The sequence below is a fragment of the Gordonia sp. w5E2 genome (assembly GCF_036540975.1).
GTDB lineage: Bacteria > Actinomycetota > Actinomycetes > Mycobacteriales > Mycobacteriaceae > Gordonia > Gordonia jacobaea.
Window position 1 is genome coordinate 971506 of sequence record NZ_CP144213.1, and the last position, 26124, is coordinate 997629.

Below are 26124 nucleotides of genomic sequence, written 5' to 3' on the forward strand. Positions count from 1 at the left end.
CCAGTCGTCAATCGCTCCCACCGGTCAGCCCTCGGCAGGAATCAACGTCACCGACAACTGAGCATCGACCTGGTTGGCATACCACTGCCCCGACCCGGCCTCACGCTGAGCGACCACATACAGTGTCTGAGCCTGATTGGCGGCCACGCGCCCTACCGCGGAGTCGGGTGACGACGCATACCCCGTCTGTCCTGATGCCTGCGAAGAGTAGTGCGGAGAGATCACGCGCGCGCCAGCGCCCGGTTCGGGCAGCGCTTTACCGACGATCTGTCCGGTCGTCTGATCTCCCATACGCACCACCACAGCGACCTGCGCCGACGAGAGCAGACCAGGTCCGCAGCGCACATGCCCGTGGACGTCCACGTGATAGGCGTACTCAAGCGCGGGGAGTGCCATCGTCGAGATCAGCTGCGACGTCGACGAGCCCGAGTACGCGGTGAATGCCGACTCCGGTTGGGTATACCGACGCACCCGAGGGAAGCTGCCGATCTCCATCCACGTCTTTGGCTCGAATCGCGACTCAGTCTCGTTCCAGACGGGGATGTCGCCGGCGTCGCGATCCTTGGTGGAGTCGTAGAGATTCCACGGACCGGACGGCCCCGTGGGGCCTGGCACCTTCGGAATCTTGAAGTGCAGGTGCGGGTTGGCCGTCGTGCCCGATACCACCACATCGAACGGATCGTCCTCATCGACCTGCTCGCCGTCGACGGTGATGTCCGGCGCAGGTCCTGGCAGGCCGGGACCGAACGCGTCGACGAAATACTTCCACTCCGTGCCCGTCCAATAGGCGATGTCTGCTGTGCCGTAGCCGTCTTTGACGACATAGGCCTTGCCCTTGTCGTCTGTGGTGTTGGTCAGAGTCGGCAGTTCCGACGCCGAATCCAATGCCGGCCACTGCCATTTGAATGGCGCGGCCGCCGCACCCGCGGGACCTGTATCACCTTTCAGTACCGGGATTCCCAACGACGCATCCTCACCCACTACCGAGAGTTGCGCCTGCTGCAGCGGCGGTTCCCCCGGCGGTGCAGCCAACCCAAACACTTTGACACGCAACAGCATGTCGCCGAGGAACGTGCCCAGATTCGTCACTCGTTCATTCCTTCCGGTTCGTCCGGGATCTCGACCTCATGAGCTATGAGGTTGCGTCGGAGCCGCGCGATGTAGGTACGTAGATGCATGACGAGGCGGTCGAGTTTGGTGATGGCGCGGTCGCGTTCGGCGACCTGGCGCACCAGCTCGTCGATGCGCGCCTCGTACACCGCGATCTGACGATCGTGATCGGCCTGCATTTCCGCGTTGTCCCGGCGGCGCGCGTCCTGCTCGGCGGCGAGAGACTCCTTGAGTTCGTCGATCCGCCCCTTCAGCGTCGCGATGTCGTCGAGGCGCACCTTCGATCGGGTCGACATGATGCCGACGATGAGAGCGGTGATAGCGGTGATCACACCTCCCAGTGCAGCTAGCCACGTCGGGTCGCCGGCGTTCACCTCACCCCCCGCTTCGCATTCGCACGGGCGGTGGCGATCTGAGCGAGACACACGATCCCGGCGAGGCAGCCCGTCACGATCGGCCCCGGCGGCTCTGTTAGGAACGCCGAGATCAGGATGCAGCCGGAGTAGAACGCCCACAGCGTCGCCGTCGCGATGTGCGCTCGCCTATACCCGACGTCGCGGACCGCGGCGCCAAGCAGCCACAGGCCCGACAGTAGGAACAGCAGCGCCCACACCGGCCCGATCGACTCGAGCCACACCACCGCCGAGATCTGACCCGGCTGCAGCGGACGTCGCACGAGCTCGTCACCCAAGAAGTAGATGACGGCCAACAGGACCTGGCCGCCACCCCACACCGAGGCGACACCGCGTGCACCGGTGTCGTCACGAGTGTGGACCGTCATTCGATCGGCTCGTCCCGTACCGAGAGCACCTCGCCGGCAACGACGTTGGCTTTCGCGGTGACCTGCGGTCGAGTGAACACGAACCCGAGGAGCAAGGTGCCGGCGGCGAGTATGGCGCCCTGTTGGGCGTCGGTGAGGTCCAATCCGAACGCGACGAACAGCGGCACCACCGTCTGAACCAAGCCGACGAGAGCCGGATACACCGACTCCTTCACCGACACGACGACGATCAGACCGAGTACCGCGTTCACTGCGGCGATGATGACGCCCTGAGTCTCGGTCGAGATGTGGATTCCGAACGTGGTCAGCAGCACCAGGCCGGCGGAGATGAGTGCTGCCCACGCCGCCGGTTCGCGGCCGAAGACCAGGCGGGCGGGAGTACGAGTGGATACAGTCATGACTTGCTCCTTCTGTTGTGATGTCAGACGGTGATGAGATCGACGGCCTCGAGTGCGAGTGGCATGCCTTGGACGTTGACGATCGCCAGGTTGCGGACCGGTTCGGTGCCGATCTTCTTGGCGGCCTCGCCGGGGTTCCAGTCGAGCGATCCGAACTGGAAGTCTTGGCGGAATCCGCCTGTGCCGTTGGCGTACTCGTCGGAGATCGGCCAACCGAGTGGGCCCTTCTCGTATCCCTCGAGTGCCCAGCGTTGGCCGATGATTCCCCACACCGGGTGGTCGCCGATGGTCTGATCGTTCGCGACGTAGAGCACACCGCCCTGGAACGCCATCACGGCACCCGAGACACCGTGAGCGGAGATCATCGCGAAGTCGCGCTTCGGGTAGCCGAGAGGTCCCTTCTCCCAACGGCGTTCGGCCCACGCCTCGAAGATTCCCGATCCCGGAATCTTCGGGTCGGCGTGCGGCACCGCGAACGCACCCAACCCTGGGTAGTAGTAGATGTGCGCATTGTCGTAGCGCACGAACCGGCCGCGACCATCAGCGCCGCAACGAGATTCACCCTCGGCGCCCGGCTTCGCGTGACGCACACCGACCCAAGGATTCTGCTTCGCCTCGAGTTCGATGAGATTGACGACCGGCGTCGACGTCTCGTTCAGCAGTCGTTGGCGGAACAGCTTCATGTCGAGGTTGCCGGGGTCCCACTTCCCCTGGATCGCGCCGTACTCCTTGTGCGCAACCACCTTGTTCCACGGGTTGCCGAGCTTCTTGTTGATCGCCCGGACGATCCGCAGATAAGACTCGTACTGGGCGGCCGACCATGCGGAGACGCCGTCATGTGCTGCCTCGATACCGATGCACACCTGATTGCCGTTGTTCGTGGGGATACCCGGCCACGAGCCGGTGCCGGCATGCCAGGCGATCCCGACGCCGCAGAGAGTCACCCGGCCGTTCGGCGCCAGGTGCAGCTGCGACGCCAAGCCAAGAGTTGGATGGTTGGCGATACCGTTCGGGGTTTCACCGAAGCTGCCGGTGTGGTGCATGAACGGGCCCCAGATCGCGCCGAAGTCGCCATGCCCGCGGTCGAATGCGCCGGGAAAGATGTCGCACGCAACTCCCGCAGCACGCACGACGTCGGGCAGCCATATCGGATCACTCATCAGTTGTTCCTCTCGGGATGGTCGAGCGCCTCGTACGCGTCGAGCTGTGCGCGGAAGAACTCGCGTTCCTCCGCAGTCATGCGGGCCGGGTCCGGTGTGGTGACCTCCGGCGGATCAGGCAGATGGATCGGCACCCACTGACCTGTGTTGCCTGCCTGCTGTTGGCCGCGTGGCGGCGCCCAGTACTTGATCTGGCGGGGCGCGGTCTTGCGCAGGCCGCACGCCTCGACGTGACGGCCAAGCCTGTTGCGCTGATCGTCGTCGAAGAAGAGGGCCTGGCCGCCGGCGAGGATCGGGACGTCGCGGAAGAACTCGGAGAACCTGTGCATCGGCCCTGCAACTCCTGCGGGTGGGTCGGCACGCCAGATCGAGTCATCCATGTCAGTGCTCCAAGAACAGTTTTCGGCCGACCTCGCGGATCTCGTTAGCGTGACGCCACAGCTGCGCGATCGGATCTTCGTCGTCCTCGTCGTCGCCGACGACGAGGGAGTACCGCAACTCCTGGTCGCGGTCGCGGCGATGCTTCACGTTGGTGATCTGGTCGATGTAGAGCGACCTGTCCGGCATCTCGAACACCACCCGCTGTCCTTTACGGACATGCAGCCCAATGAGATACGGGAATCCGTCAATCACCTCGGCCTGCCGCACGATGCGGGGTCGCGACTTATACCAGCCCTCCCGCAACCCGAGTGCGGTCGAGATACCAAACCCTGTGCCGCCCTCCGAGCACCACACGTGCCGCAGCGCGAACCGGCCAGCCTTGCGGGCGCGCGGACGGTCCTCCACCTTCGCGAACGCGAGGACCGTGTTGTCGAGCTGCCCCTGATACAGGTTGCCCAGACCAGGGATGCCCATCGCGAAGCCGAGGTACTCGAGCGCGGTCGAGATCGCCAGAGCGATACCCTGATTCACCCAATCGGGGCTGCGGCCGCCCGTCCAGAACACGACGCCCATCGACTTCTTCTTCGACACCCGTGTCCCCACGAGTCCGGAGTATTCGCCGAGGCGGTAGACCGGCCACGGCTGCGCCGGCGCCAGGCCCAGGAGATCTCCTACTGGCGTTTGCGACGGCAGCGGAGTCATATCGTTCGGGTCGAGGATCGGATGCACCACCTCGGTCACCAGATCGTCGCCGATCTCGACGGCCAGCTGAATCCATCCGTCGATGAGAGTTCCGGTCAAACCTGCTACGCCGCCGACGTACTCGATGTCGATGATGATCACGTTGCGTGTCAGCACCAGGTAGTCGGGGAAGGGTTGCGGGTCGCCGACGAGCCACTGCTTGGCGACCGGCATGCACTGCGCATCCTTGAGTCCCTGCTTCATCGCAGGGAGCGCCATGTCGAATCGCCACGACGTGATCGTCGGTTTCGTGCCGTCGCGCAGAATGTTGAGCGGCGACACGATCAGCGGCCACTGGCGTGGATCGATCGCCTCTTGATACGCCTTGATCGAGAACGGATTGTCGGGGAACCGCCACAGCGGTGCGTAGGTGACCGCAAGGTTCAGCAGCCACGACAGCAGGTACACGGTGCGGGTGGCACCAGGAATCGCGAACAGGTGCGGCCACTGCACGAACACCGGCAGGATCGGATTCGACATGAGGATCTGGTGTTCCCAGTGCGCGAGAATCGTGATCCACTCGATCTCGACGATCTCGGTGCCGTCCTCATCGGTGACCAGATCGACGTTGAGTGCCTTGTAGGTGACACGAGAGTCGTAGCGGTAGAGGTCGTTGTCGATTTCCACCGTCATGTGGAGGTCCTCGGCGGCAGGTAACCAGTCGAAAGCGAACACGCCCTCCGGTGAGCGGTAGGGCACCTGCGTGGTGCCGCCGCCCGGCGACCACATCGGGTCCTCACCCTCGGTGAACACCTCGTTGCGCACCTCGAGGTTGACGTTCATGTCGCCGTCCCACCACCGGATCAGCGAGCCAGAGAAGTGTGCTTGGCGCGTAGCTCTTTCCGCTGCCTGCAGTGAGTCGTAGGCGGCGTCCGGATCGAAAACCATAGTCAGCCCCAGGGATGCCGATGGCGTTGTTCGAGACGGATCTGACAGGTCGCCGAGGTGGGGCCGTCGACGACGACACCGAACGTGTACTCACCAGGCTCGGTGATCGGCTTGGTGAACCCGCGCTGCAACAACTCCCACTTGCGCGGGTTGAGATTCGACTTCAGCTGGAACGCCATCGGATGCGCATCGACCACCCATTCCTCCGTGCCGGCCATGCGCGGCAACGGATTCCACAACCCGCCCGGCGACTGCTGCAGCACCCAATCACCACCATTGCCCGTCCACTTCGGAAACGACGGCCGATCACCGCGGTAGGCGATCCGCAGATTCCCGCGGCCGGTACCGGCCTTGTTGGTGAATGTCGCTGTCGTGGTGCGGGAACGAAAGTCGGGGTCGTGGGCGACGAGCTGCCAGTTCCACACCTGCGTGCGCGACACCGTCGGGTCTTCCTCGAACGGGTCGTCGAGGGACTTCTTCTTCCGCACCGGCAGCCACCGCACACCCCACGGCAACGTCTGCACCACCAGCGGCGAATCGTGCGTGTCGGAGAGAAGGTCGTTGATGCGGCGATTCCACAGCTGCCACTCGATCGAATCACGGCCCTGAATGATCACCGGCAGATCGATCTCGGCGGTCTCGACCCGCACCGTCACCGGGATCGATCCCGGCAGGCGCGCGGTCTTGATCTCCACCTGCGTGATCGGTGGCTCCCAGATCCCGCCGAGCCCCTCGAGGAGCTGCGCGCCGTGATCGTTCTGCCGCGGACCCGACAGCTCGACGAACCTGCCCGTGCCCCGCCAGTCGTAGAGACGCACCACCGTGTCATCGACCAGCCGGGTCCCGCGGAACGGCTTCGCGTACGGGTTCGTCACCGCCGCACCGATCCCTTCCGCCCTATCCGAGAGATCCCCGCGCCCTGGCGGACGATGTTGTCGTGGCGGCGAGCGCCCCGGAAGAACGCGTCCGCCTCCGATGCCGGTCCCGAATACTCGTAGGTGTTGCTGTAGTGGTTGTTGACTTCCTGACGGGCGGCGTCGAATGCCTTGCGCGCCACCGCCGCCTGCCCTCCGGCTGCGCGCGCAGCGATCCCACCATCGGCGTGCATCGCGACCAGTTGATAGCCGCGGCGGCGAGCCCACTCCGCGCCCAGCGCGACATGCTGCGGGTCATCAGTGTCTGGGATGAAGAACTCGTCATTGCGCTGTCGGTCACCCACCACACGCCACGTGTTCGGGCCGACGACCGCCGCCTTGTTGCCGGCCATCGGATTCAGCCCGCCGGCAGCCCACCGGGTGAGACCCCACAGCGGCACGACACCGCCGTCGCCATACCCGGCTTTCGTCGGCCACGGAGGATTCCCGGCATAGTTCTGCACACCCCACTTCGCGGAAGCGACACCGTTCGCGAGGACATTGAACGGGTCGTTGGGCAATTTCGGATCCCGCATCGCGGCGAACGTGCGGTCCTTGACCTGCATCCACCCCTTCGGGGCGCCGTCCGACGAGCCCGGCCCGACCGCGCGAGGATCACCGTGCGACTCGATGTCGCCCTGGTCGAGCATCTTCTGCAGATAGCTCTGTGACATGCCGGCGATCCGCAACGACGCCGACGCTTCCTTGCGCCACTGCGACGCGCCCTTCGCCGGATCGTACGGTGCAGAGTCGACGAGACTGTACGGGTCGGTGACCTCCGGGTTCGTCGGCACATGGGTTCGGGAACCCCACTTCGATGACGTGCCCGCACCGCCATCGGTACCCGTATCCTCCTGCGCCTCCCCATCGCCCGATCCGCTGCCGTCGAGACCCTTGAGCTTGCGGTCGCGTTCCTGCTTGTACGGCAGCTCATCGCGGTCGTGCTGCTGTTTGAGCTTCAGCAACTCCTGGTCGCGAACACCCTCTTTCTCCTTGCCCTTGTACTTCTCACGGATCTGGCGCTGCTGTTCCTGATACTTCTGGTCACGCGGCAGCTTCGCGTTCTCGAACTCCTGTCGGATCGCGAGCTTCTCCTCGTCGGAGAGCTTGCGACCCTTGCCCTTGCCGGTTCCGGTGTCGTCGGCACTCGGGTTCTCCGACTGCTCCTTGCGGTAGCGGTCGGTGTTCTGCGCGATCTGCCATGCCTGCCCGATCGTCGTCTTCGACGGATCAGCGAGGAACGAGTTCTCCAGTCCGAACGTTTCGAGCAGTCCGCGCACACCGATCTTCGCGGCATCGGCGGCGACATCCTCGAGCTTCGGCGGGGTCGGCGGCTCAATGTATTGCCGCTCCTTCTTGTCCTTCGACTCACCAGAGATGTCGTTCTGCGCCTTACGATTTGCTTCCGCGTCCGGAATGTAGGGCGAGCGCGAATCAGACGGCGACGCCTCCTTCTGCGGCTGCGGGTTGATCAGATTCAGCGGCAGATGGAATTTGTAGGGGAACTGGCCGTCGAACGCACCAGCCGCGCCGCGACCCCACCGCACCTGCGACGGCGACGAGTTACCACCCGACTCGGTATTGACCGGGCCGTTCGCCGTCCACACCGTGGCCGCCATGTGCTCAGCCGAGGTACCCACCGTGAGCAGATCACCGTAGGAGGCGCCCGGCACCAGCCCGCCGGTCTGACCACCGATCAGTGTGTTGGTGGTGAACAAACGTTGCAACGGTTCACCTTTGGCGGCCTGCACCATCCACGACACCCACATCGAACAGTCACGAGCGCCCGTGATGTAGGGCAGGCCGTCGTTGGCGTGACCGACCTGCTCGGCGCGCACCAGGCCACCGAGACTGCGCTTCTGCGGATTAAGCAGCGATCGGCGGAACGCGAAGATCGCGGCGTGCCCGCCGGCGGCGGCGACCTGCTCGGGGAACGCGAAGTGCTCGCCGTTGGACAGGCGCACGTTCTGCATCGGTCCCGCCGACGCCGACGCCCGACCGGGGTACGAGGAGACTGCGGCGAGCCGCTCACGCAGCTGGTCATGTCCGCCAGCGGCGTCGACCTCACGCTTGGTGAACACATGCCCGCCAGCGGGTGCCACCGTCGAGATCGAGTCCGACGTCCCGGTGCCGGGTCCACGGATCGCGCCGTCCTTGCCGATACCGCCACCGACCTTGTAGCCGATAGGTCCGCCGTCGCGGCGGCCACCGCCGACAATGCCGTCCGTGTTCGTGTTCGGTGTGACTCCGATCGGCACACCCGCATACTGCTGGATCGGGTTGTAGTTGACGTTGATCGTCTTCGTCTCAGGCTTGAGGAGCTCGTCGATACGTTTGCGGGCGGCATCGGTCGCGGCCTGCACCTCGACACGGCCGTCCGGGAGCGTCTTCACGGTGACGCCGATGTCCTCGAGCTTCTTCTTCGCCTCATCCGAGATCGACGAAATGGTGATCGGCTTGTTGTCCGGAGTCTGATCGAGCTGATTCTTGATCAGGAAGATCTCTTGCTTGACGTGGTCGGAGCCGATCGCCATGAACTGCACGGCCTTCTCCGGCGGCAGCAGACTCATCTGCTGCATGAGCGCGTCGACGTCGACACCAGCCGCGCGAGCACCCTCTGCGGTCTTCATGAACCCGTCGTAGATGCCCTGCGACGCGATGACCGCCGCCTGGCGGGCCTGATCCTGCGACTGGCCGTTCTTGATCGCATACTCGTACGCCGCGGACGCCGCCGTGTTCATCGAGTTCTTCACATCGTTGATCGACGCCGACAATGCGCGAGCCGCATCGGAATCGACACGCACACGACCTGTCGTCTGATCGACGATGTTCCCGTACCCGCCGGCGGCGTCGGCGGCAGCCTGCCACAGTTCTGGCAGCTTCTCCACCGCGGCGAGGCCCTGCCCGCGGGCGGCGTCGACCGCTTCCGCACCGCCGGAAAGCACGTCGAGCGCGTTCTTGAGTGCCTTCGCCTTATCACTGGCCGATGCCGTCTTGTTACCGAGCACCTCCATCGACTCCGCGAGAGCGCGCGCCGCCGGGTCGGCCGCCTGCAGCGACGCCGCCTGCTGTTGGGCTTGTTTCTGCGACTCCGACAGATCATCGTTGGCCTGGCCGAGTTGCTGGCCGAGCTGCACAGCGTTCTTACCGGCACCGTCGAGCGACTTCGAGAACGTCTCGACGCCGAAGTTGCCCATACCGGCAACCTCGACCTTCTCGATGGCATCCTTGTTGCCGCGCAACGCAGCCGTCAGGACGTCCGCCGACACTCCACCACGCTCGAGGCTCTTCTGATACTGACCCCACGTGCTGGTCGCGGTGATCGACTTCTTCACCTGATCATCGAGAGCCTTGTTCACCGCGGCGACCTGAGCGACATCACCGCCAGCAGCTTGCGTGTACTGCTGATTGGAGACGCCGAGGTCCTTGCTCGAGGACAGCAGGTCATACGGGTTGGTCTTCTTGTCGCCGTACTGCTTACCGCGCAGGTTCGCCTCGACCTGCGCCTGCCCGGCACTACTGAGCGCGCCAGTCTGGGAGTTGATCGACCCGACTAGGCCGTCGACGATGTTCTTGTGACGAGCGGCCTCCTCGGCGGCCTGCTGCTGCTTCTGCGAGTAGAGGCTCAACGCGATCGCTGCGCCGCCGAGCGCGAGACCGAACGGCCCGCCCATCGCCGAGATCAGCCCACCCGCACCAACTTTCATGGCGGTTGCGCCACCCGCGGCGAGACCAGCGGCAGTGCCGAACCGGGATGCGTTGGCCGATGCCGTCTGGAACGATTGGCCGATCGCCGCGAGGTTGCCGGAACGCTCCGACATGGCACGCATCGTCCCCGACAACCGCGAGATCGGCTGCCCCGCAGCAGTAGCGCCAGCGCGGATCTGCGAAACCTGATCGGTGAAGCCGCGAGTGGCAGCGACCGCAGGGATCGTCGACGAGCGGTAGGCAGCCAACGCCTGCTGCGTGCGTGAGAGCGACGCTCCGTAGTTGTTCTGGGACGCGTTCAACGAGCGGAACAATGCGTTCTGGGTCGCCATCTCGCCACGGAACTGTTGCATCGCCCGCAACGGCGCGGGAGTCGCAATCTTGTTGCGCGCCAGAGCGAACGCACCCATCGCGATCGCCGCTGTCTGCACCGGCACCGGCAACCCGGCGAACACCGACAACACACCCTGGCCCGCGGCCGCGAGCGGCTTGATACCCGCCAGCGCCGTATTACCTGCAGCCTTCGCCGAATCGCCAGCCAGGTTCAGTGCGCCGCCGGCGTCGGTCGCGTTGCGGCCGATGGTCGCGAGGTCTTCCCCGACTGGACGCAGAGCGTCCCCGACACGGCGCAGACCGTTCTCGTCGCCGATCCACTCCGACAGCCCGGTCAGCTTCTCAGCTCCGAAGTTCGCCAGATCGGTGACCGGGCCCCGCATCAACTCGTACAGGCTGAGAGTGGTTGTCTCGGCAGCGTTCTGGATCTTCTCGAGCGCGCCCGGCAGACCGGCATTCATGTCAGCGGCGAGCTTCGACGCACCACCAGACTTGCCGACCTCGGCCGTCATCTTCGAGAACGCGTCGGCGTTCTCCTTCGCCGCGATCGTCGACAGGCGCATGGCGTCGGAGCCGAACAGCGTCGAGGTGGCGTGGTTGTACTCTTCCTCGGTCAGCGTCTTGTGGGCGCCGTTGAGCTGCTCGAGAATCTTGCCCATGCCGACGAACTTGCCCTGCGCGTCATAGGTTTTGATGCCGAGCGTCTCCATCGCCGCCGCAGCCGGTTTCCCGGTGTCCTGCAGGGCGAGGAGCGCCGACTTGAGCAGGGTGCCGGCGTCGGAGCCTTTGATGCCGTTGTTCGCGAGGACACCGAGCGTGCCGGCAGTCTCCTCGATCGACATGTTGAACCCGGCGGCCACCGAGCCGCCCTGCTGCAGAGCCTGCGCGATGTCTTCGATGCCGGCGGACGACTTGTTCGCGGTGTTCGCCAGGACGTCAGCGACATGCTCGGCGTCAGAGGCCTTGAGCTTGAACGTGTTGATGGCGTTCGCCTGGATCTCGGCGGCCTGGCCCGCGTCGATCTGCGCGGCCGCAGCGAGCGCGAGAGAGCCGCGCGCGGCGTCCATCGAGTCCTTGACCGACAGACCACCCTTCGACAGCTCGAGCATGGCTGTCGCAGCATCCGATGCCGACGTGGCCGGCAATGCCATGTCGTTGCCGAGTTGGCGAGCCTTGTCGGAGATCTGGGCCATCTCGGCGGCCGTCGCACCCGACGTGCCCCGGATGGTGTTCATCACGAGATCGAAGTCGCGGCCGGTGGTGATGATCTTCTCGAACCCGGCGACCACTCCGGCGGCGCCGAATGCCAGACCCATCGCACCGGCGGCACGTTTGATCGACGAGGTGGCGTTACCCATCATCCGGTCGAGGCGACGCGCAAGGTCGGCGTCGTTGAGTACGACGTCGATGCTGATCTGACCACCAGCCATCGGGCGTGCCTCCTCTCTCAGATGTGTTGGGGCTGGCCGAGACTGGCCAGCATCGCTTTCACGAACGCGTCGTGGTTGTTCTCCGACTCGGGTTGCGCGGTCGAGTCGTACTTCTCGCACAGCTGCTTGTAGCGGCGCATCGCCTCGGCATGCTCACGGGCGGGACGGTGCGCGACCGGCCGAATGATCGGGAACGGTGGGGGCTGCTTGCGGGAGCGTTTCTGCTCTGCCGCAGCCCGTTTCGCATCCTCGGGCGACGTCGTTGACTTCACGTACTCCAGCTCGAGCCAATAGTTCGCGAGGTCGTACAAGCAGGCGGTGTTCTCGTCGGTGTGCGTCCACGACGAACGAAGATCGAGGAGCAGTGCCGTGACGTCCTGCCACGGCTTGCCCCGCAACGCTGCCCGCAGATCCATGCCGTACTGGCGTTGGAACCGCGGGATGAGAGCGCCCCAGCCATCCCGGAACTGATCCAGGTAGGTCAGGGCGCTAAGGGGTTTCCCCACTGGTCAGTGAGACCGGCCTGCACATTCATGTACGCGTAGATGCGGCGGGCCTCCGGGATCGACCTGTCACCGACCGCGGCGAGAATGTCGTCGATCAGGTGGTGATCAGACTCGGGAATGATGATCTTGAGCAGCGCCCGATTACCCGCCTCGATCTCGGATGCCTTCATGTTCGTGGTGTCGCGGCGCTGCAGGTCCGCCCACTCCCAGATCGTCTCCGGCGCGTAGTAGCGGTTGATCGAGAACTCGATGTCGCGGAACTTCACCGGCACCGGCGGCAATCCCGGTTCACCGATCGCCAACGAGTCGAGCAGATCGATCCGCTCAACATCGGAGGTCGACACATCGTCGGACACAGCGGAAGCCGCCGCCGAGCCCGTGGGCTCGGCGGCGGACTTCTGCGACTTCTTGTTGCTCGGCATATACGTGCTCCTTGGCTCGGATCAGAGAACGGTCAGGCGGTCGGGTCGTAGTTGCTGATCGGGACCAGCGGATCGATCGCAAGGATCTCCAGCTCGAACCCGTCGAGGTCCTCACCGTTGAAGTTGCGCGGCGGCGGCGTCGCCAGGGTGGCGCGCTTGGTGTAGAAGCCGAACCGGTTCGTCGAGGCGTTGGACGGATCGCCGAGACGGAACAACAGCGCGAACTCTTCCGAGGTGCCCTGAATCCACTCGAAGATGCCGGTGGTGCCGATCTGCGTGATCGACCCTCCACACAGCGATGTCAGGACGGTCGCCGCGGTGAAGTCGACGGCCTTGAACTTGACGGTGTCCTCGCGAGCTCCACGACTCATCGCGTAGATGCTGTTGCGCTTGTTGAAGATCTTGTGCTTCTTGATCTCCTGGTCCGGTGTCTGCTCGAACCCCGCCTGGATGCCGCCGTAGGCCTTCCACGTCACGCCCGGACCGGTACCGGTCGTCAGCGGCAGGGTGTCGGAGAACGGGTTGGCCGGCAGTGCGGTCCCGGCCGGCGCGCGAAAGGCGTCGCCGTCCTGCCACACATAAGCCTTCGTTGAATCGGGTGTGGTGCTCACAGAGCGCCTCCTTCGTGTGTTCGCCCACGGGCTGTGAGCACGTCTGAGAATTGAGGGGGACCCCGACCGGAGTGCCGAGCAACGCCCCGGCCGGGGCCAATTCACCCGCCCGAACGCGGGTGAAGCATTGAGGTCAGTTCGCGCCGACCTTCATCACGACCTCGATCACCGCTCGGTAGATCGGGTTGTCCGCACCGCGCGCAATGTCGACCATCGTCGTCGGACCCGCATCCCACTGGCTGCGCCACGACGCGCCACGGAACACGAAACTCGGCCCCTGGCCCATCATTCGGCGCTGATCGAGGATCTGGCCGGCAGCAGCAGCGATGTTCCACGCCAGTTCCTCGGGGTCCATCGGGGTCGGCGGATCACCGTCGACGAGGATCTCGATCTTCGGCACCCACACCGACAGCATCAGCCGCACCTTCGACAGCTGAATGTTCTCGCGCCTGTTCACCGATGCCTGGATCGTCACCACGGGCCGTTCCAAGGGTGCCGGCAGCTCGCGCGTGGTGATCAACGCCGGATCATCGCCGACGAGGGTGATGAAATCCTCGTTCTGGCGCAACAACTCCCGTGCGGCACCGGGAGCGAACGGCAACGCCGCCATCAACTCCGAAGGCAGCGTGAACGGCACAACCGACATCAGTGCGGCTGCCAACCGGAGTAGCGGCCGAATCGCGACGCCGCGTTGGTCAGCGTCGCGTGCGCCGGGGTGTCCGACGTGCCGTACTCCTTGTACACAGCGTCAGGATCGCTGTCGACGATCGCGACATGCAGACCGTCGACCTCGACGCCAATGCCGTCACGGAACGCGCCCGTCAAGACAGGTGCGTCGGAGCGGGCCTCGCCAGCCGCCTCATGCCCGATGCCGGCGCGAGACTCGAGAGTGGTCGCGTACGCCTGGCGCCGAGCACGATCCCGGAACACCTGCGCCGAACGCACCCTCAACGTGATCACCGTCAGCGGCGTCCTCGCCGACGCGGGTCCGCGTCAGCGTTCTTCGCGTCAGCGTCGGCGGCGACGCTCGGAGGTACGGCAGGTGTCGCTTCGACTTCGGACGGTGTGGCGTCGACGGCCGGAACGCTCGCCGTCTCAGCCTTCGCGGGCGTTTCCACTTCGGCCGCAGGTTCCGCGGGCAGGCCGTTGATCGCCTTGTGGTCGGCCTCGGCGGCGAGCCACTTAAGCACGAAATCCTTGTAGGCGGACCCGAATCGGGATCCGCGGCAGCGGTTGCCGTTCTCGTCGTGCCACTCCACGAACTCGTCGTCGAGCGCTTCGGTCTCTGCGGGCGCGGTGGTCTGGTCTTCGGCCATGCGATCACTTCTCCTTGATGTCGGTGGCGCGCCGAACGACCAGCGCGAGATACCTCGTCGGCGCGCTGGGGCGGCGTCGACGTCGGGGCTTGGGGATTCGTACGATCGACCACACGGTGCCGTCCGGTCCGATCGCCTTGTGCGCGGCAGTGATTCCGCCCGGCACTGCGGTGTCGGCAGCCGGCGCGAGAAGCAACACCTGCTCGTCAACGAGCGCGTCGCCTACCTCACGTTGTTCGGTGCGCGGAAACCTCTGCTCAAGCGAGCCGCGCACGTCGATCGGATCAGGTGCAGGACCGAGGAGCGGATTGCCCGTCGAATCGTCGATGGTGGTGGTCCTGGGCGGCCGTATCTGCCATTGCTCGTCGAACCGCAAAGTCATTGACTCAACGACACGTTGTACATGCCGCCCGGATTCGGCTCCGGCGGCATCAGCGACTTGCGTTGGCTCTCCGTCATCTCGACCGTGAGCCGGTTCGCTGCAGCAACATTCGAGGTTTGCACCTCCGGATATTGCTCGCCGGTCGACCGGAAGCCGAGGTCGATGTTCTCGACCGCGGCGATAACCATGTCGACGGCCACACCCCGCACCCGCACCGCACTGAGCGTGCCCGCCGAGATCCGCGCATCCACCGCGACGACGCGGTGCCGAATCTCGTCGGCTGCCTGCTCACACAGCTCTGACAGCTGCGCGAACTCCAGCGAGTTGTTAGCAGGTACCTCACGCGCCAAGGTCGTGCACACGTTCTGCACGGTGACCAGTGGTGCGGGGGTGGTCATCGATCAGTCTTCCTCGGAGCCTTCGACCTTGACGATCTTGGACTCTCCGGTCTCGATGTTGCGTTCGATGTGGGCGAGCTTGCCGTCCGGGCGCACCTGCGTGTACTTCTCCACACGCGGTTCGTCCTTCGACTTCGCCGCCACCTTCTTGCGGGTGCCGGTCTTGCGCACCGCATTCACGGTGCCCGCCTTGACCGCCTCGTCACCCGGATCGGGCGTCACCGACGTCGCGACCTCGTCGGGATCGGTGGTGTCGGCGGGTCCGTCACCGGGTTCGGTGACCGAGGGCTTGGTCACGTCGTCGTCGAGCGTGGTCGTCTTCTCTTCAGCCATGATCGTCTCCTTCGATCTCAGGCGGCCAGGACGCCGCGCAGTCGGGCCGCGGCCTTGCCGCCGAACAGTGCGAGGCCGCAGTAGAACTCGATGCGGGTACGCAGCGCGGGCTTCTCCTGCAGCTGGCCGAGGTCGTCGACCATGACGCCGCCGTTGGTCAGACCGGTCACGGCCTGGTCGCCGTCCGAACCACCGAAGCGCACCGCGTAGATCGACGACGCGGCCGACGAGCTGCCCTGCGTCTCGTTCTGCGGAATGATCTGCGTCCCGGTCAGGCTGTCGCCGAGGTCGAGCATCGGCACGCCCTGCCACATCGCGACGCGCTTGCCGGTCATGTCTTCCTTGACCATGTCGACACCGCCGATGCGACGGCCAGCCGAAATGACCTTCGAACGCACCTGCCGGTTCATGTACAGCGCGTCGGCGTTCGGGCACGCCGAGAGCAGCTCGTCGAGCTTGTCGAAGAAGCCATGGGTGTCGGTGCCGCCGTTACCGAGGACCGGAGCACCGTTGGTGGCCGTGTCGATGACCTGGCTGCCGGTGAGCCGCTTCTTGAGACCGTCGAATCCCTTCGTGTCCACGGTGACATCGCCGTTGATGAACGAGTCCGAGAACTTGTAGCTCATGGCCTTGACCTTGAGCTTGTCCTGCTCGGCGCGCTGATCATGCACGTTGGAGCGAGTCTGCTGGATGAACCGATCCACGTCGGCATCGCCACCGAGGATGGCCAGCTTCTCGGTGAGCTGGTTGAAGGTGCCCGTCGACTCGACGTACGCCTCGTTCACACCACGGAACGCGACACCGGGCAGCGAGGCCTCGACGTCGTATGCGTACGCGTTACCCGCGATCGACATCAACGGCAGCCGGTCGAGGACCGGACTCTCCTGCACGAACATCTCGTGGATCGCCTTCGACAGCTGATCCTGGGAGAGGATCGCCGCCTGTGCGAGGGTTACAGCCATAGCGCTGTGTCCTTTCTTCTGGATTCCCGAGGGCTATGGCCGCCGGGGGTCTATTTCTTGGACTGGTTGGCGTAGTAGGCGTTCGCGCGACTCACACCGGGGGCCGCAGTCGCAGCGGCATCCCCGTCACCGGAGGCGCCCGCGCCATCGGTGCGCTGGCCGGCCGACGACCGTTCGTCGAGGTCCTTCTTCAATGCCTTCGCGTCGGCGAGCATCTCCTCGGGAGTTGTCCCGGCGATGCGCTCCACCCACTCCAATGACAGGCCCGCGGTTTTCGCGGCGACGGCCTGCTGACGGAACCGAGCATCGTTACGCGCCTGCGTTTCCTGCTTTTCGCGCGCCTCGCGGGCCTTCTGGTCTTCCGGCTTGTTCGCGTCCTCGAGCTGCTGCAGCCGGTCCTTGAGGGTCTTGTTCTCCTCGCGAGCGTTGTGCAGGTCGGCGAGCACTGCATTCTTCGAGTGCTCCGACTTGAACTCATCACCCGATCCGCCCGTCGAATCCTTGGTGCCACCCTGGGCGTCGTTGCCGCCGTTGGCATTACCCGAACCCGAAGCCGGTCCCTGCCCGTCACCACTGCCAGCGCCCTGCCCACCACTGTTGGCGCCACCGCCAGCTGCCGGATGACCATCAGGGTCACGACGCGGGTGCGACCGGCCAGCTCGAGCGGGTCTCCCACCCAGGTCGATCGGCAACAGTGCGGCAGCAGCCAACACACGACAGTTCAAGGCACGCATGGGTTCTCCATCTCGGAAAGGGCCGGATCTCCCGGCAGATACGCGAACGGCCGCGGCAACATGCCAGCGGGCCGGAAATGAGAAAACCCCCACGCCATCAGGGCATGAGGGAACCAACGAGATCAGTATGCCTGTGGATAACCTGCGACGCAAACATGTCGCGGCGTCGTGTCACAGCAGGTAGCCATTCAGCTTGAGCAGCCGCAACGCCTCGTCGCGACTCTCGGCAACCTCGTAGATCGCTTCCGGCATCAGCCTTTTGCGCTTACCCTTCTTGATCTCAGTCTCACGGCGCACGTCGTCGCCACGCGCGATCGTCTTGAACGCCCTACCTCGTTTGGTCATCGCCTCCGACGTCGTCGCCAGCTCGCGACCACCCGCGACCGCACTGTTACGGAGCCGGCCCGACGCGATCGCCGCGCGCTCGGCCGACGTCACCCGGCCGGCCGCCGACTCCAACCCGGCGACGCCGCGCCTCGCGTTGACGACCTGCGCCGGATCAGCGCCGTCGCGGATCGCCTGCGCGCCAGCGCGTGTGAACTTCGCATCCTGCTCAGCGGTCGACAGTGACTCGAAGAAGGAGCGCACATCAACCGCACTCCGGGCGAGGTCGGACCGGTGACGCGGCACATGCCGGCAGTCGCAGCGCGGATGCCGCTGGAACGCGGTCATCGACCCGTAGGTTCGGCCCGCGAGCACCGCGCATCTCGAGCACGACGACCCCACCAACAGCCGCGTGTATCCGGTGTGCGGACGCGCCGCTGTGCCCAGCCCGGTCGCCACGCGGCCGGCGTCGGCGATCGCGGTCTGCGCGCGCGTGATCAGCGCGGCCACTCCGTTCTCCGACCATGCACGCCGAACCACGTTGCGATCCGCACCGTCCGGAGCTTTCGCGATCGCCGCTTTCGCGTGGATCACCGCGCCATACATCAACGTGTCGAGCGGCCGACCATCACCAGCGACACCGACGAGGTTGTCGCCCACAGGATCAGCGTCCGGGGTGATGGCGCCGCCACCGGCAGCGAGAGCAGCGCCCACGTACTCGAAACCCTGCCCCACGGCCGATTCCTGCGCGGCGGTGAGGATCTCGACGAGCGCGTCAGCGTGCTCGGCAAACCATAGATCGAAGTCGACGGGTGGCCGGGTGCCCCACAGCGCGACGATCCGCCCGATCGCTCGCGCCGTGAGCCGACGCTGCCGCCCGTAGAAGGTGGTCGCCTCCTCGAGGACGGTGGTCATTCTCCGGAGGCCGGCAGCTGCAGCACGTTTGAGTCACCGAGATCCGACGTCGTCTGATCGAGCATCAAAGTCGACGCCCGGTCACGCTGCTCGGCCGCCCACTGATCCATCCACTGATCGACCTTCACCGGCGTCGCACCAGGAAGCATGTCGTAGGCGCCACGCCGCGGGAAGTCCGCCGCAATCAGCTTCGTCACGCCGTCGATGATCTGGGAGAAGCTCTTCGGCTCAGTGTCGGACCACTCAATGCGACGGTTACGTGGCTCCTCGCCGCGGGCGGCGTCGACGAGACGCAACACCTTCCGCATACCCGAGTTCGCTTCACGCTTGAGGTCATTCACCAACGATGTCAGCGTGGACTCCGCACCGGCGAGCGCATCACCTGACAGATTGGCCATGCGGTCGATGCCGTACTGCGGCGGCGTCTGAGCCTTGCTGAACAGGTCGGTGAGGAACTTGGTGTACACGGTGATGTAGTTCTGCAGATTCGACTCGTCGAGATCGAACACCTTCGTGTCCGAGCCCGGGAACACCAGCAGCCGGTCGACGCCGACACGACCGCTCGGCCGCAATTGCGGGATCGGTTGCCCGTCCGGGCCGACGATCACGTTGCCCTGCTCATCCTTGACATACACGATCTCGCCGTTCGCATCGCGCAGCACCGGGTCGTAGCCGGTCGCGACGCGCTGTCGGTACGCGGAGAACTGCATGGCGAGCAGCGTGTTGAAGCGAATCGTGTTGATCGCGTTCTGCATGGGGATCAGCTGATCGATCACCGTGTGGGTGCCGTTGTCGGCGTCGACGTTGTGACCGAACTCGACGAATGGGATCGCACCGAGGCCGTGCGGCGTCGACGCAACCCGAACCCAACCGCCCACACCTTCAGTGCCGGGCTTCTCGAACCGCACACACTCGGCCGCGTCGTACACGACGGCAACCACCTTGGCGCCGAGTGCGCCCATCGCCTGCGTCGGCACCCACAAGCCCGACGCCGGACGCTGGTTCTCCACCCACATCTTCACCGCGAACTGCGTCTCGAACGGATCAGCCGGGTCCGGATGCAGATAGACGCGGCGACAGTTCTCGACACGCGCCTTCACGCCGCCTGCAGCCGGCGACGTTTTCGACACCGACATGACACCGCGGCCCTGGACCATCATCTGCGTGTAGACGATTTTCTGCCGCGTCTCGAGATCGAACGCCACCCAGTCATTCCAGGCCTGCGTGTCGGTCTGACCAGCCTCGTCGCTGATCGACTCGACCTCCATGCGCTGCACCGGCGCATCCATCGCGGGCTGCAACCAGTTCGCGATCGCCTGGTTACGCAGCTCGTGGTATTCGAGCGACACACCCTCCGGCGCATACGGGAGCTGCTGATCGCCCTCGTAGTTCTTCTGCCGCGTGTCGAAATCGTTGTGCGCCGCCATCAGCGCTGAGACCCCTATGTGGAGGAACTCCTCGGCGTTGTCCACGCGTGCCTCCTTCCAGGTTGGGTCACGTGAATCCGTACATCACTGTCGAAATCTGGTTCTTCTTCGCAACATCCCAGCCGCCGTCGATGCTCGACGCATCACCAGCGGCCTCGCACGCGAGGACTGAAGCCACCGCGGCGTCGATCTTGCGGTGATACTCGCCGACCGGCTTACCGATGCCGTACCGCTGCTGGTTGCGGGCCACCTTCACCGCGTTCGAAACGTGCAGCGTCGTCAATGGGCAGCCGTCGTGCGTCGTCGCACCGGTCCGCAAGTCGGTCTCGAACCGCTTGAGTGCCTCGAACATCGCCTTGTCGCGGTTCGTCGGCCATTCCACAACGCGCTTCTCGCCGTAGGTGGCCGACCATTCACCGATCTCGGAGTACCAGCCCTGCGGGTCGCAGTACATGCGCGCCACCCGCCACCGCTTGAATACCTCGGCGACAGCGACATGCACCTCCCCGCGCGGAATCTCACCACCCCACTCGGCAGGATTCCAGATCGTCGGCCGACGATCCGGCCCATACCGCGGCGTGAACACCCGGCCGGTGCGGGTGCGGCATTTCAGCGCTGTCCAGTCGTCGAACTCCGATCCGTCGAAGCCGACGCAGATCTGCGTCCCTCGAGGCGGATTCGGCAACCACGTCATCTCACGCGCCGGCATACGCCTGCTCCCACAACCCGTCCTCGAGCCACGCGCCCATGCCGGTCACGAGCCGGTTACCGAAGAAGCGTTCGGCCTGGGCCGGGTCGCGCTGCGTGAGCTCGTCGACCTCGGCCTCAATCGTCGGGATCGTCACCCATGGCGAGTCCGCATACACGTACTGCAGGATCTTCCGCCGATCGCGACGATTGCCCCACGACAACGCTTTCGGTGGCTGTCGGTAAAACTTGAACACGTCTTTGGACTGAGATTCCCACGTGCGCTGCGCATCTGAGTTCTCGGCCGGGTCCCAACAGTTCGTCGTCGCCATCGACCGACCATCCATACCAGCCGCACCGCGACGCTGCGTCTCGGCCACCTTCAGGAGTTTGTTCTCCTTGGTGTAGAGGCCGTTCTCGTCATGCAGCGCAAACGAAATCGGGTTACCCAGACGGGAGTTCGCCGACGCCGTGACGATGTCGATGCGATTGTCCTCGCCAGGCAGTCGAATGAAGTCCTCGCGAATCAACATCAGGTCGGCAAGCGGACCGAGCTTGATCATGGTGCGCAACGGCCGATAGACGTTGTCCACCTGGTCTTCTGACGTCGCGGTCAACTGGATCAGAGGTGTCGGGTGCGGCATCCCCATCGGGTCGCCCTCTTTGTAGGCATACTCGAATCCACACCCGCACCCCCAATCCGAGCAGGCGTATCCGTCATCGACACCTGCCCACCCCGCGAACAACGACGGGCCGACAGCCTCAATCGCGACAACCGTCGCCGACCACGGCCCCTTCCCCGACTTCTGCGGCCCCACGATCAGCGACCGCCGATACTGGAACGCTTGCGACTTCATCGGACGTCGCGGCTGCCACTTCGCAGCCGTGCGCACCCGGTAATGGTTGGCCGCACACCAGAACTGCCAATCCGACCACACGAACGGCGCGCCCTGGTCGAAACCGTCAGGCACCAAACAGTGCTGCCGCACCCACTTGTCGTGCAGATGACCGAGAGTCGGCCACTCGACGATCCACTCCTCGGTGTCAGTCACGACGACCACGGACCGCGGTCATCCGTTTCCCGCCGCCGTTGGTGCGCGACGTACCTGCGCTCGCCTTCCGCTGCTTGTCCTGCTGATCCGGGTTCGTCGGCGCATCGTCGGCGACGATCAGCCAGCCGTTCTCCTTCAAACCGGCCGGCGTCAAACCGATCTGGTCAGCCAGACGCGTCGCGGCATTGATCGTCGCCGCAGTAGCCTCTGGATCTTCGGCGCGCACCGACCAGCGGACATACATCGCGACGACCCGCCACCGCCACTGCTCCCGAATCCACTCCGCGGCCTGTGGTGTGCGCCAAAGCTCGGCCCACACCACACCCTCACGCTCGACAGCATCGGGCATCAGTTCCGACAGTGCAGGGAAGTCGCCATCCCAACCACCGACTGGCAATCGCTTCGCCCGAATGTCTCGAGCATCCGACCGCGCCGAGTTCGCACTCGGATGCGGCCCCGACCGATTACGGGCTCCTCCGTGTCCAGCCATCGTGTTTCACCTCCTCCGACATCTCGTCGGATCGTGTGTCGTCGAGAACATCTCGCCCTCGGCATCGTTCGTCATTCGCTCGCCGCCCAGCCCTGGTACTTGCGGCTGTCCGGGTCCCGCCGCGGGTCGTACGAGCACCAGCCTGGGTGTCCAGCCCGTCGAGTGCACCCGCCCAGGCTCAGCGCGCCGCCCGTGTGGACGAACAACATGCAGCACCGTTGCGGACGTAGCCGACCATCAAAAGCCTTCATACTCACAGCCGAGTCCCTCTTCGCAGCTGCCACAGTCACACGCCGGCCAGGTCGCCAGCACCAGGCCCGACAGCGAGACATCGGCGTGGGGGCCGCGGTGGCCGTGCTCGAGCTGGCAGCGCGTTGAACCCTGGTACTCACCCTCGCCGAGGTCCCGCCAGCACGGTAGATCGCCGCAGCGGTCGTGACGGCCGAGCCGGTCGACATCGACGAACTCGCCCACCTCGGGGACGTCTTGAACCCTCCGCACCTTTCTCAGCCCTCCCCCGCGGCCACCGAGCCGCCGCGCTCCGAGGGGTACCCCCCAGGGGGTCGTCCCGCCAGACTCGAACGCCCGTTCGATAGGCGGTCCTGGGTGCGCTTGGCCTTACGGGAGTTGCACGATCGGCACAGCACCGCGAGCTCACCAGCGGGCGAGCCGCCCTCCTGCATCTCCCTGCGGTGGTCGGCGGTCAGGTCTGAGGCGCGGTGAGCTGGCCGCCCGTAGCCGGGGCACCAGTCGCCGTGACGGTCGCGGTGGGCGCGGACTGTGGCCTTGCGGCGGCGTCGGTCACGCGGCTCGGAGATCTTCGTCGGGACCGTGCGTCGCTGCTTCTGCTCCGCGAGGAGCCTGTGCGCCCGGCAGAGCGAGCCGTGCTGCATCTCAGGGCATCCGGGCACGGAGCACACCCGCTGCTTCGCCCTACTCATCGCTCCGCACTCACATAGCCGAGGAGCTTCCAGCTCGGGTCGACGAGCACGGGGTGCACGGCATGGCGGAGAGGTGTGGCGCGCAGCGTGGTTGCTTGGCGCAGACGATGTGTACAGCGACGCAATCCGCGCTGACGCATCGCCGAGTCCAACCCCAACGACAGAACCCCCACACCATCAGGGCATGGGGGAACCAACGCACCCAGTATGCCTGTGGATAACTGCGCCTGCCAAGCCACGGGTGTGGCGTGTTCAGGCGACAGCTCGACCAGACGAGCAGCGAGCCTCACCCGGAGCCACTCGCGCAGACCAGGCGGCTCGAGGAGATCTCTGCCGGAATCCAGTGGCGCATAGACGAGCGCGGCTTCACCCTCCCGTGCCGGCTTATCGATCAGTCGCCTGATGAACTCCGGTTCGTTCGTCATCGCTGCCTCACCTTGCTCATGCGCGGGAACCACTCAGTGCTTGGTGCGAAGTCCGGATGGTCACACCACACGTTCGCGACGGGCAGCAGGCCAGCCGCAACAGGATGATCGGTCGGGTCTTCGACGTCATTAGCCTCGAGGTGCGCCACCACCTGACCCGCGATCGTGCGCAGCACATCAACTGTGCGGCGGTACTTCTCGGGATCGGGCATCGCGTTGGCGGCGTCGGCCTCCTCGTTGAGCCTGGCGTCCACGAACTCGACGATGTTCGTCATTGCTGCTGTCCTCTCGAGGAAATGGCTGGCCCCAATCGCAGGGGCCGTAGAAGTCACGTGCGTGGTAGTGCCACCACAGTCCGGTCGTCGCACGCTGGTAGACGCGGCCACCGCACTCGGTGCAGAACGGGATGATCTCGGGTAGCTCCGCGAGTAGCTCGGCCTCGCTGACGAGGATCACTGCTCGGCCTCGTCGAGGTCGAGACCCGTCATCGTGTTGTGATCTCGGTCAGGCTTTGACCGATCGAACATCGTGAACGGGTTGTCCCAGAACTGCATCCACAGTTCATGGGAGCGTGCGAGTAAGCCACGGCGCGAAGGAGGCTCGGCCTTGACCATGTCGGGCCACAGCGCCGCAACGACGTGCTCGGCCCACTCGTCTAGGTCCTGGAACTCTCCTGCGGTCGGGTACTCATTCTCGCCGACACACGATGCACACCAGTACTGGTAGCTGCGGAGATTCGGAGGCGCGGCGCTTCGAATGGGTGCGTGGTCTGCGATTATGAGTGCGGCGACCGCGAGCGCCTGCTGGTCGTTCATATCGGCACACCAGCTGTCCAGTGCTGGAGCTCGTTCCGCACATCATCGGGAATCCGGGCAGGATCAGGACTGTAGTACCTGTTGCCTGCGCGGTGGCGGGTAAGGGTGATCGTCCATACCTCCTCGTCATTGCTGGCGGTGCTACTCACCGCAGTGACCGTGACGGCCTTGTTGATCGTCATGCTCTTTGCCCTTCCGGTGTTCCGAGTTGTTTTGCGAGCCATTCCCACTCGCGCATGTTCCAGGCGGGGCGGCCGTGCCAGCGGTGCCCGCAGTCTCGTGATGAGGGTGTGCAGTTGACGCCGTGGCACACGATCAGCGGGCCGGCGTCGCGCGGCTCGTCGGGTCGCGTGACACGGGTGGCGAACCCTGCGTCGGGATCGAACGGCGTCGCGAGGTCGACGTCGCGTGGGTAGTGGATGCGCAGCGTCGGCTCACCCGTCCCACGGTCGGTCAATCCGTTGCACCACGGGCAGATCCCGGCGAGATCCTGGCCGTCACGCACATCACCCATGAGTCGGGCGGCGTCGGCCGGCAACACTCCGAGACGTGCCTCCGTCCATTCGACAATCGAGTCGAGGTCGTCGACCGTCGCGTCGTGGGCCTGCGGCAGCAGTCGGGCAGCCAGCCGCAGCCAGGGCCGCGCATCATGCGACGGTGCGCGGCTCGGGCGCCACACCTCGATCCGATACTGCGGCAACACGTACAACGCCTCGTCAGCGACACGGCGTGCGACAGCGTCGATCCCGCCGATCACGTCGAGCACGGACACATCAGCGGCTGCTGGTCGAGGTACGCCCTTCCAGCCCATCGCGTCGAGCGCGTCGACGGACAGGTGCCGGCGCTGCTGGCTGTGTTGAGCCCATCGTTTGCGTGTACCCGGCACCCGCAGCGAAATCAGCCACGGCCACACCTCCGCGAGGTACTCGAGGTCGCGGACATCGTCACGCAGCTTCGCAGCGAGACGTCGGGCTCGTTGCTCGTCGGCATCGACCCGCGTGTGCTCGAGGTCCTGGCGGAGCTGCTGGATCGTCATGGTCATTCGCGACCGATCCAGTCATGCCAGTCAGCGAGCTCCTCTGACGAGAGATCACCTGATGAGGTTGTGTTCGGAGGTTTCATGCTCGAGGTGTCACCTTCTTCGAGTTGCGACGTCGACGACCACCACGAGGGCGAGGCCGATCGTCAAGGGATTCCGGCGAGGGAGAGTGATCTGGTGACCCGTCCCGTCCCGACCCGTCCCGACCCGACCCGACCAGTTCTGATAGATCCCGTACCCCTGCGATCTGTCCGGATCTGTCCGGATCAAGCAGATATCTGTCAGATCTCGCGGTGTCTGGTGGTGTGGCTGACGTTGTGGGGGTCCGGTCGGGAGCTGAGGGTGCGGTAGGCGCAACGCGCGTCAGCTCCGGGTCGGCCGGCGTCTGAGAGGTGACCAGTCCACTCTCCGAGGGTGCGAAGGGCGCAACGCGCGTCGGAGCAGGATCGGGATCAGAGGGTGCGCTGGGCGCAACGCGCGTCTGATCATCGGAGGGTGCGC

General features: G+C 65.3%; 31 protein-coding genes. All 31 read right to left on the bottom strand.

The features are described from left to right. Positions 1–24: 24 nt before the first annotated feature. Positions 25–1089 (bottom strand): hypothetical protein, encoded by a 1065-nt coding sequence (locus RND64_RS04380; RefSeq protein WP_331436427.1) that lies wholly within the window; start codon positions 1087–1089, stop codon positions 25–27. After that, entirely contained in the window at positions 1086–1442 is a 357-nt protein-coding gene (locus RND64_RS04385; protein WP_331436428.1) for a hypothetical protein, read from the bottom strand. The genes RND64_RS04380 and RND64_RS04385 overlap by 4 nt, the downstream gene beginning before the upstream one ends. Positions 1443–1480: 38 nt before the next feature. Then, positions 1481–1891, bottom strand: a complete 411-nt coding sequence (locus RND64_RS04390; RefSeq protein WP_331436429.1) for a hypothetical protein — start codon at positions 1889–1891, stop codon at positions 1481–1483. Continuing rightward, on the bottom strand, positions 1888–2289 hold the full coding sequence (locus tag RND64_RS04395; protein WP_331436430.1) for a hypothetical protein: 402 nt from the start codon (positions 2287–2289) through the stop codon (positions 1888–1890). The genes RND64_RS04390 and RND64_RS04395 overlap by 4 nt, the downstream gene beginning before the upstream one ends. 23 nt (positions 2290–2312) lie before the next feature. Beyond that, entirely contained in the window at positions 2313–3449 is a 1137-nt protein-coding gene (locus RND64_RS04400; protein WP_331436431.1) for an N-acetylmuramoyl-L-alanine amidase, read from the bottom strand. Further along, the gene (locus RND64_RS04405; protein ID WP_331436432.1) at positions 3449–3829 is read right to left on the bottom strand and encodes a phage gene 29 protein family protein; all 381 of its coding nucleotides are present in this window, start codon (positions 3827–3829) and stop codon (positions 3449–3451) included. Before RND64_RS04405 ends, RND64_RS04400 begins: the two co-directional genes overlap by 1 nt. Position 3830: 1 nt before the next feature. Further along, positions 3831–5459: a Gp37-like protein gene (locus tag RND64_RS04410; protein WP_331436433.1), complete on the bottom strand. Its 1629-nt coding sequence runs from the start codon at positions 5457–5459 to the stop codon at positions 3831–3833. Between the two features lie 2 nt (positions 5460–5461). Next, a complete protein-coding gene (locus tag RND64_RS04415; protein ID WP_331436434.1) occupies positions 5462–6334 on the bottom strand; it encodes a hypothetical protein in 873 nt (290 codons plus the stop codon). Next, positions 6331–11844, bottom strand: coding sequence for a phage tail tape measure protein (locus tag RND64_RS04420; protein ID WP_331436435.1), 5514 nt, complete (start codon positions 11842–11844; stop codon positions 6331–6333). Before RND64_RS04420 ends, RND64_RS04415 begins: the two co-directional genes overlap by 4 nt. A gap of 17 nt (positions 11845–11861) precedes the next feature. After that, positions 11862–12350: a hypothetical protein gene (locus tag RND64_RS04425; RefSeq protein ID WP_331436436.1), complete on the bottom strand. Its 489-nt coding sequence runs from the start codon at positions 12348–12350 to the stop codon at positions 11862–11864. Further along, positions 12326–12772 (bottom strand): hypothetical protein, encoded by a 447-nt coding sequence (locus tag RND64_RS04430; protein WP_331436437.1) that lies wholly within the window; start codon positions 12770–12772, stop codon positions 12326–12328. The genes RND64_RS04425 and RND64_RS04430 overlap by 25 nt, the downstream gene beginning before the upstream one ends. Positions 12773–12804: 32 nt before the next feature. After that, the gene (locus RND64_RS04435; RefSeq protein ID WP_270483407.1) at positions 12805–13383 is read right to left on the bottom strand and encodes a hypothetical protein; all 579 of its coding nucleotides are present in this window, start codon (positions 13381–13383) and stop codon (positions 12805–12807) included. A 133-nt stretch (positions 13384–13516) separates the two neighbouring features. Further along, entirely contained in the window at positions 13517–14044 is a 528-nt protein-coding gene (locus RND64_RS04440; RefSeq protein WP_270483406.1) for a hypothetical protein, read from the bottom strand. Continuing rightward, entirely contained in the window at positions 14029–14343 is a 315-nt protein-coding gene (locus tag RND64_RS04445) for an HK97 gp10 family phage protein (protein WP_270483405.1), read from the bottom strand. The genes RND64_RS04440 and RND64_RS04445 overlap by 16 nt, the downstream gene beginning before the upstream one ends. Positions 14344–14345: 2 nt before the next feature. Further along, positions 14346–14699: a hypothetical protein gene (locus tag RND64_RS04450; protein WP_270483404.1), complete on the bottom strand. Its 354-nt coding sequence runs from the start codon at positions 14697–14699 to the stop codon at positions 14346–14348. 4 nt (positions 14700–14703) lie between these two features. Beyond that, the gene (locus RND64_RS04455) at positions 14704–15081 is read right to left on the bottom strand and encodes a hypothetical protein (RefSeq protein WP_270483403.1); all 378 of its coding nucleotides are present in this window, start codon (positions 15079–15081) and stop codon (positions 14704–14706) included. Continuing rightward, the gene (locus RND64_RS04460) at positions 15078–15479 is read right to left on the bottom strand and encodes a hypothetical protein (RefSeq protein WP_270483402.1); all 402 of its coding nucleotides are present in this window, start codon (positions 15477–15479) and stop codon (positions 15078–15080) included. Before RND64_RS04460 ends, RND64_RS04455 begins: the two co-directional genes overlap by 4 nt. Before the next feature lie 3 nt (positions 15480–15482). Beyond that, complete coding sequence (locus RND64_RS04465; protein ID WP_290723828.1) at positions 15483–15812, bottom strand: hypothetical protein; 330 nt, start codon at positions 15810–15812, stop codon at positions 15483–15485. A 17-nt stretch (positions 15813–15829) separates the two neighbouring features. Then, positions 15830–16774 (bottom strand): major capsid protein, encoded by a 945-nt coding sequence (locus tag RND64_RS04470; RefSeq protein WP_331436438.1) that lies wholly within the window; start codon positions 16772–16774, stop codon positions 15830–15832. Positions 16775–16824: 50 nt separating this feature from the next. Continuing rightward, positions 16825–17508, bottom strand: coding sequence for a hypothetical protein (locus tag RND64_RS04475; protein WP_331436439.1), 684 nt, complete (start codon positions 17506–17508; stop codon positions 16825–16827). A 171-nt stretch (positions 17509–17679) separates the two neighbouring features. Then, a complete protein-coding gene (locus tag RND64_RS04480; RefSeq protein WP_331436440.1) occupies positions 17680–18747 on the bottom strand; it encodes a VG15 protein in 1068 nt (355 codons plus the stop codon). Further along, entirely contained in the window at positions 18744–20219 is a 1476-nt protein-coding gene (locus tag RND64_RS04485) for a phage portal protein (RefSeq protein ID WP_331436441.1), read from the bottom strand. Before RND64_RS04485 ends, RND64_RS04480 begins: the two co-directional genes overlap by 4 nt. 22 nt (positions 20220–20241) lie before the next feature. Next, entirely contained in the window at positions 20242–20883 is a 642-nt protein-coding gene (locus tag RND64_RS04490) for a terminase (RefSeq protein ID WP_331436442.1), read from the bottom strand. Next, positions 20870–21913: a terminase gene (locus RND64_RS04495; protein WP_331436443.1), complete on the bottom strand. Its 1044-nt coding sequence runs from the start codon at positions 21911–21913 to the stop codon at positions 20870–20872. Before RND64_RS04495 ends, RND64_RS04490 begins: the two co-directional genes overlap by 14 nt. Further along, complete coding sequence (locus RND64_RS04500; protein ID WP_270483394.1) at positions 21906–22262, bottom strand: hypothetical protein; 357 nt, start codon at positions 22260–22262, stop codon at positions 21906–21908. The genes RND64_RS04495 and RND64_RS04500 overlap by 8 nt, the downstream gene beginning before the upstream one ends. A 647-nt stretch (positions 22263–22909) precedes the next feature. Further along, a complete protein-coding gene (locus tag RND64_RS04505; protein WP_331436444.1) occupies positions 22910–23344 on the bottom strand; it encodes a hypothetical protein in 435 nt (144 codons plus the stop codon). Beyond that, positions 23341–23769, bottom strand: coding sequence for a hypothetical protein (locus RND64_RS04510; protein ID WP_331436445.1), 429 nt, complete (start codon positions 23767–23769; stop codon positions 23341–23343). Before RND64_RS04510 ends, RND64_RS04505 begins: the two co-directional genes overlap by 4 nt. Continuing rightward, positions 23766–24044, bottom strand: a complete 279-nt coding sequence (locus tag RND64_RS04515; protein WP_331436446.1) for a hypothetical protein — start codon at positions 24042–24044, stop codon at positions 23766–23768. Before RND64_RS04515 ends, RND64_RS04510 begins: the two co-directional genes overlap by 4 nt. A 177-nt stretch (positions 24045–24221) precedes the next feature. After that, positions 24222–24584 (bottom strand): hypothetical protein, encoded by a 363-nt coding sequence (locus tag RND64_RS04520; RefSeq protein ID WP_331436447.1) that lies wholly within the window; start codon positions 24582–24584, stop codon positions 24222–24224. Continuing rightward, a complete protein-coding gene (locus tag RND64_RS04525; protein ID WP_331436448.1) occupies positions 24581–24766 on the bottom strand; it encodes a hypothetical protein in 186 nt (61 codons plus the stop codon). The genes RND64_RS04520 and RND64_RS04525 overlap by 4 nt, the downstream gene beginning before the upstream one ends. After that, positions 24763–25626 (bottom strand): hypothetical protein, encoded by an 864-nt coding sequence (locus RND64_RS04530; protein ID WP_331436449.1) that lies wholly within the window; start codon positions 25624–25626, stop codon positions 24763–24765. The genes RND64_RS04525 and RND64_RS04530 overlap by 4 nt, the downstream gene beginning before the upstream one ends. Between the last annotated feature and the right edge of the window lie 498 nt (positions 25627–26124).

Excerpts from the sequence above, each read along its gene's own strand:
- RND64_RS04390 (WP_331436429.1), bottom strand. The coding sequence starts at position 1,891 with ATGACGGTCCACACTCGTGACGACACCGGTGCACGCGGTGTCGCCTCG.
- RND64_RS04395 (WP_331436430.1), bottom strand. The coding sequence starts at position 2,289 with ATGACTGTATCCACTCGTACTCCCGCCCGCCTGGTCTTCGGCCGCGAA.
- RND64_RS04400 (WP_331436431.1), bottom strand. The coding sequence starts at position 3,449 with ATGAGTGATCCGATATGGCTGCCCGACGTCGTGCGTGCTGCGGGAGTT.
- RND64_RS04405 (WP_331436432.1), bottom strand. The coding sequence starts at position 3,829 with ATGGATGACTCGATCTGGCGTGCCGACCCACCCGCAGGAGTTGCAGGG.
- RND64_RS04410 (WP_331436433.1), bottom strand. The coding sequence starts at position 5,459 with ATGGTTTTCGATCCGGACGCCGCCTACGACTCACTGCAGGCAGCGGAA.
- RND64_RS04420 (WP_331436435.1), bottom strand. The coding sequence starts at position 11,844 with ATGGCTGGTGGTCAGATCAGCATCGACGTCGTACTCAACGACGCCGAC.
- RND64_RS04430 (WP_331436437.1), bottom strand. The coding sequence starts at position 12,772 with ATGCCGAGCAACAAGAAGTCGCAGAAGTCCGCCGCCGAGCCCACGGGC.
- RND64_RS04450 (WP_270483404.1), bottom strand. The coding sequence starts at position 14,699 with ATGGCCGAAGACCAGACCACCGCGCCCGCAGAGACCGAAGCGCTCGAC.
- RND64_RS04455 (WP_270483403.1), bottom strand. The coding sequence starts at position 15,081 with ATGACTTTGCGGTTCGACGAGCAATGGCAGATACGGCCGCCCAGGACC.
- RND64_RS04460 (WP_270483402.1), bottom strand. The coding sequence starts at position 15,479 with ATGACCACCCCCGCACCACTGGTCACCGTGCAGAACGTGTGCACGACC.
- RND64_RS04465 (WP_290723828.1), bottom strand. The coding sequence starts at position 15,812 with ATGGCTGAAGAGAAGACGACCACGCTCGACGACGACGTGACCAAGCCC.
- RND64_RS04470 (WP_331436438.1), bottom strand. The coding sequence starts at position 16,774 with ATGGCTGTAACCCTCGCACAGGCGGCGATCCTCTCCCAGGATCAGCTG.
- RND64_RS04475 (WP_331436439.1), bottom strand. The coding sequence starts at position 17,508 with ATGCGTGCCTTGAACTGTCGTGTGTTGGCTGCTGCCGCACTGTTGCCG.
- RND64_RS04480 (WP_331436440.1), bottom strand. The coding sequence starts at position 18,747 with ATGACCACCGTCCTCGAGGAGGCGACCACCTTCTACGGGCGGCAGCGT.
- RND64_RS04490 (WP_331436442.1), bottom strand. The coding sequence starts at position 20,883 with ATGCCGGCGCGTGAGATGACGTGGTTGCCGAATCCGCCTCGAGGGACG.
- RND64_RS04500 (WP_270483394.1), bottom strand. The coding sequence starts at position 22,262 with ATGCCCGATGCTGTCGAGCGTGAGGGTGTGGTGTGGGCCGAGCTTTGG.
- RND64_RS04505 (WP_331436444.1), bottom strand. The coding sequence starts at position 23,344 with ATGAGTAGGGCGAAGCAGCGGGTGTGCTCCGTGCCCGGATGCCCTGAG.
- RND64_RS04510 (WP_331436445.1), bottom strand. The coding sequence starts at position 23,769 with ATGACGAACGAACCGGAGTTCATCAGGCGACTGATCGATAAGCCGGCA.
- RND64_RS04515 (WP_331436446.1), bottom strand. The coding sequence starts at position 24,044 with ATGACGAACATCGTCGAGTTCGTGGACGCCAGGCTCAACGAGGAGGCC.
- RND64_RS04520 (WP_331436447.1), bottom strand. The coding sequence starts at position 24,584 with ATGAACGACCAGCAGGCGCTCGCGGTCGCCGCACTCATAATCGCAGAC.
- RND64_RS04525 (WP_331436448.1), bottom strand. The coding sequence starts at position 24,766 with ATGACGATCAACAAGGCCGTCACGGTCACTGCGGTGAGTAGCACCGCC.
- RND64_RS04530 (WP_331436449.1), bottom strand. The coding sequence starts at position 25,626 with ATGACCATGACGATCCAGCAGCTCCGCCAGGACCTCGAGCACACGCGG.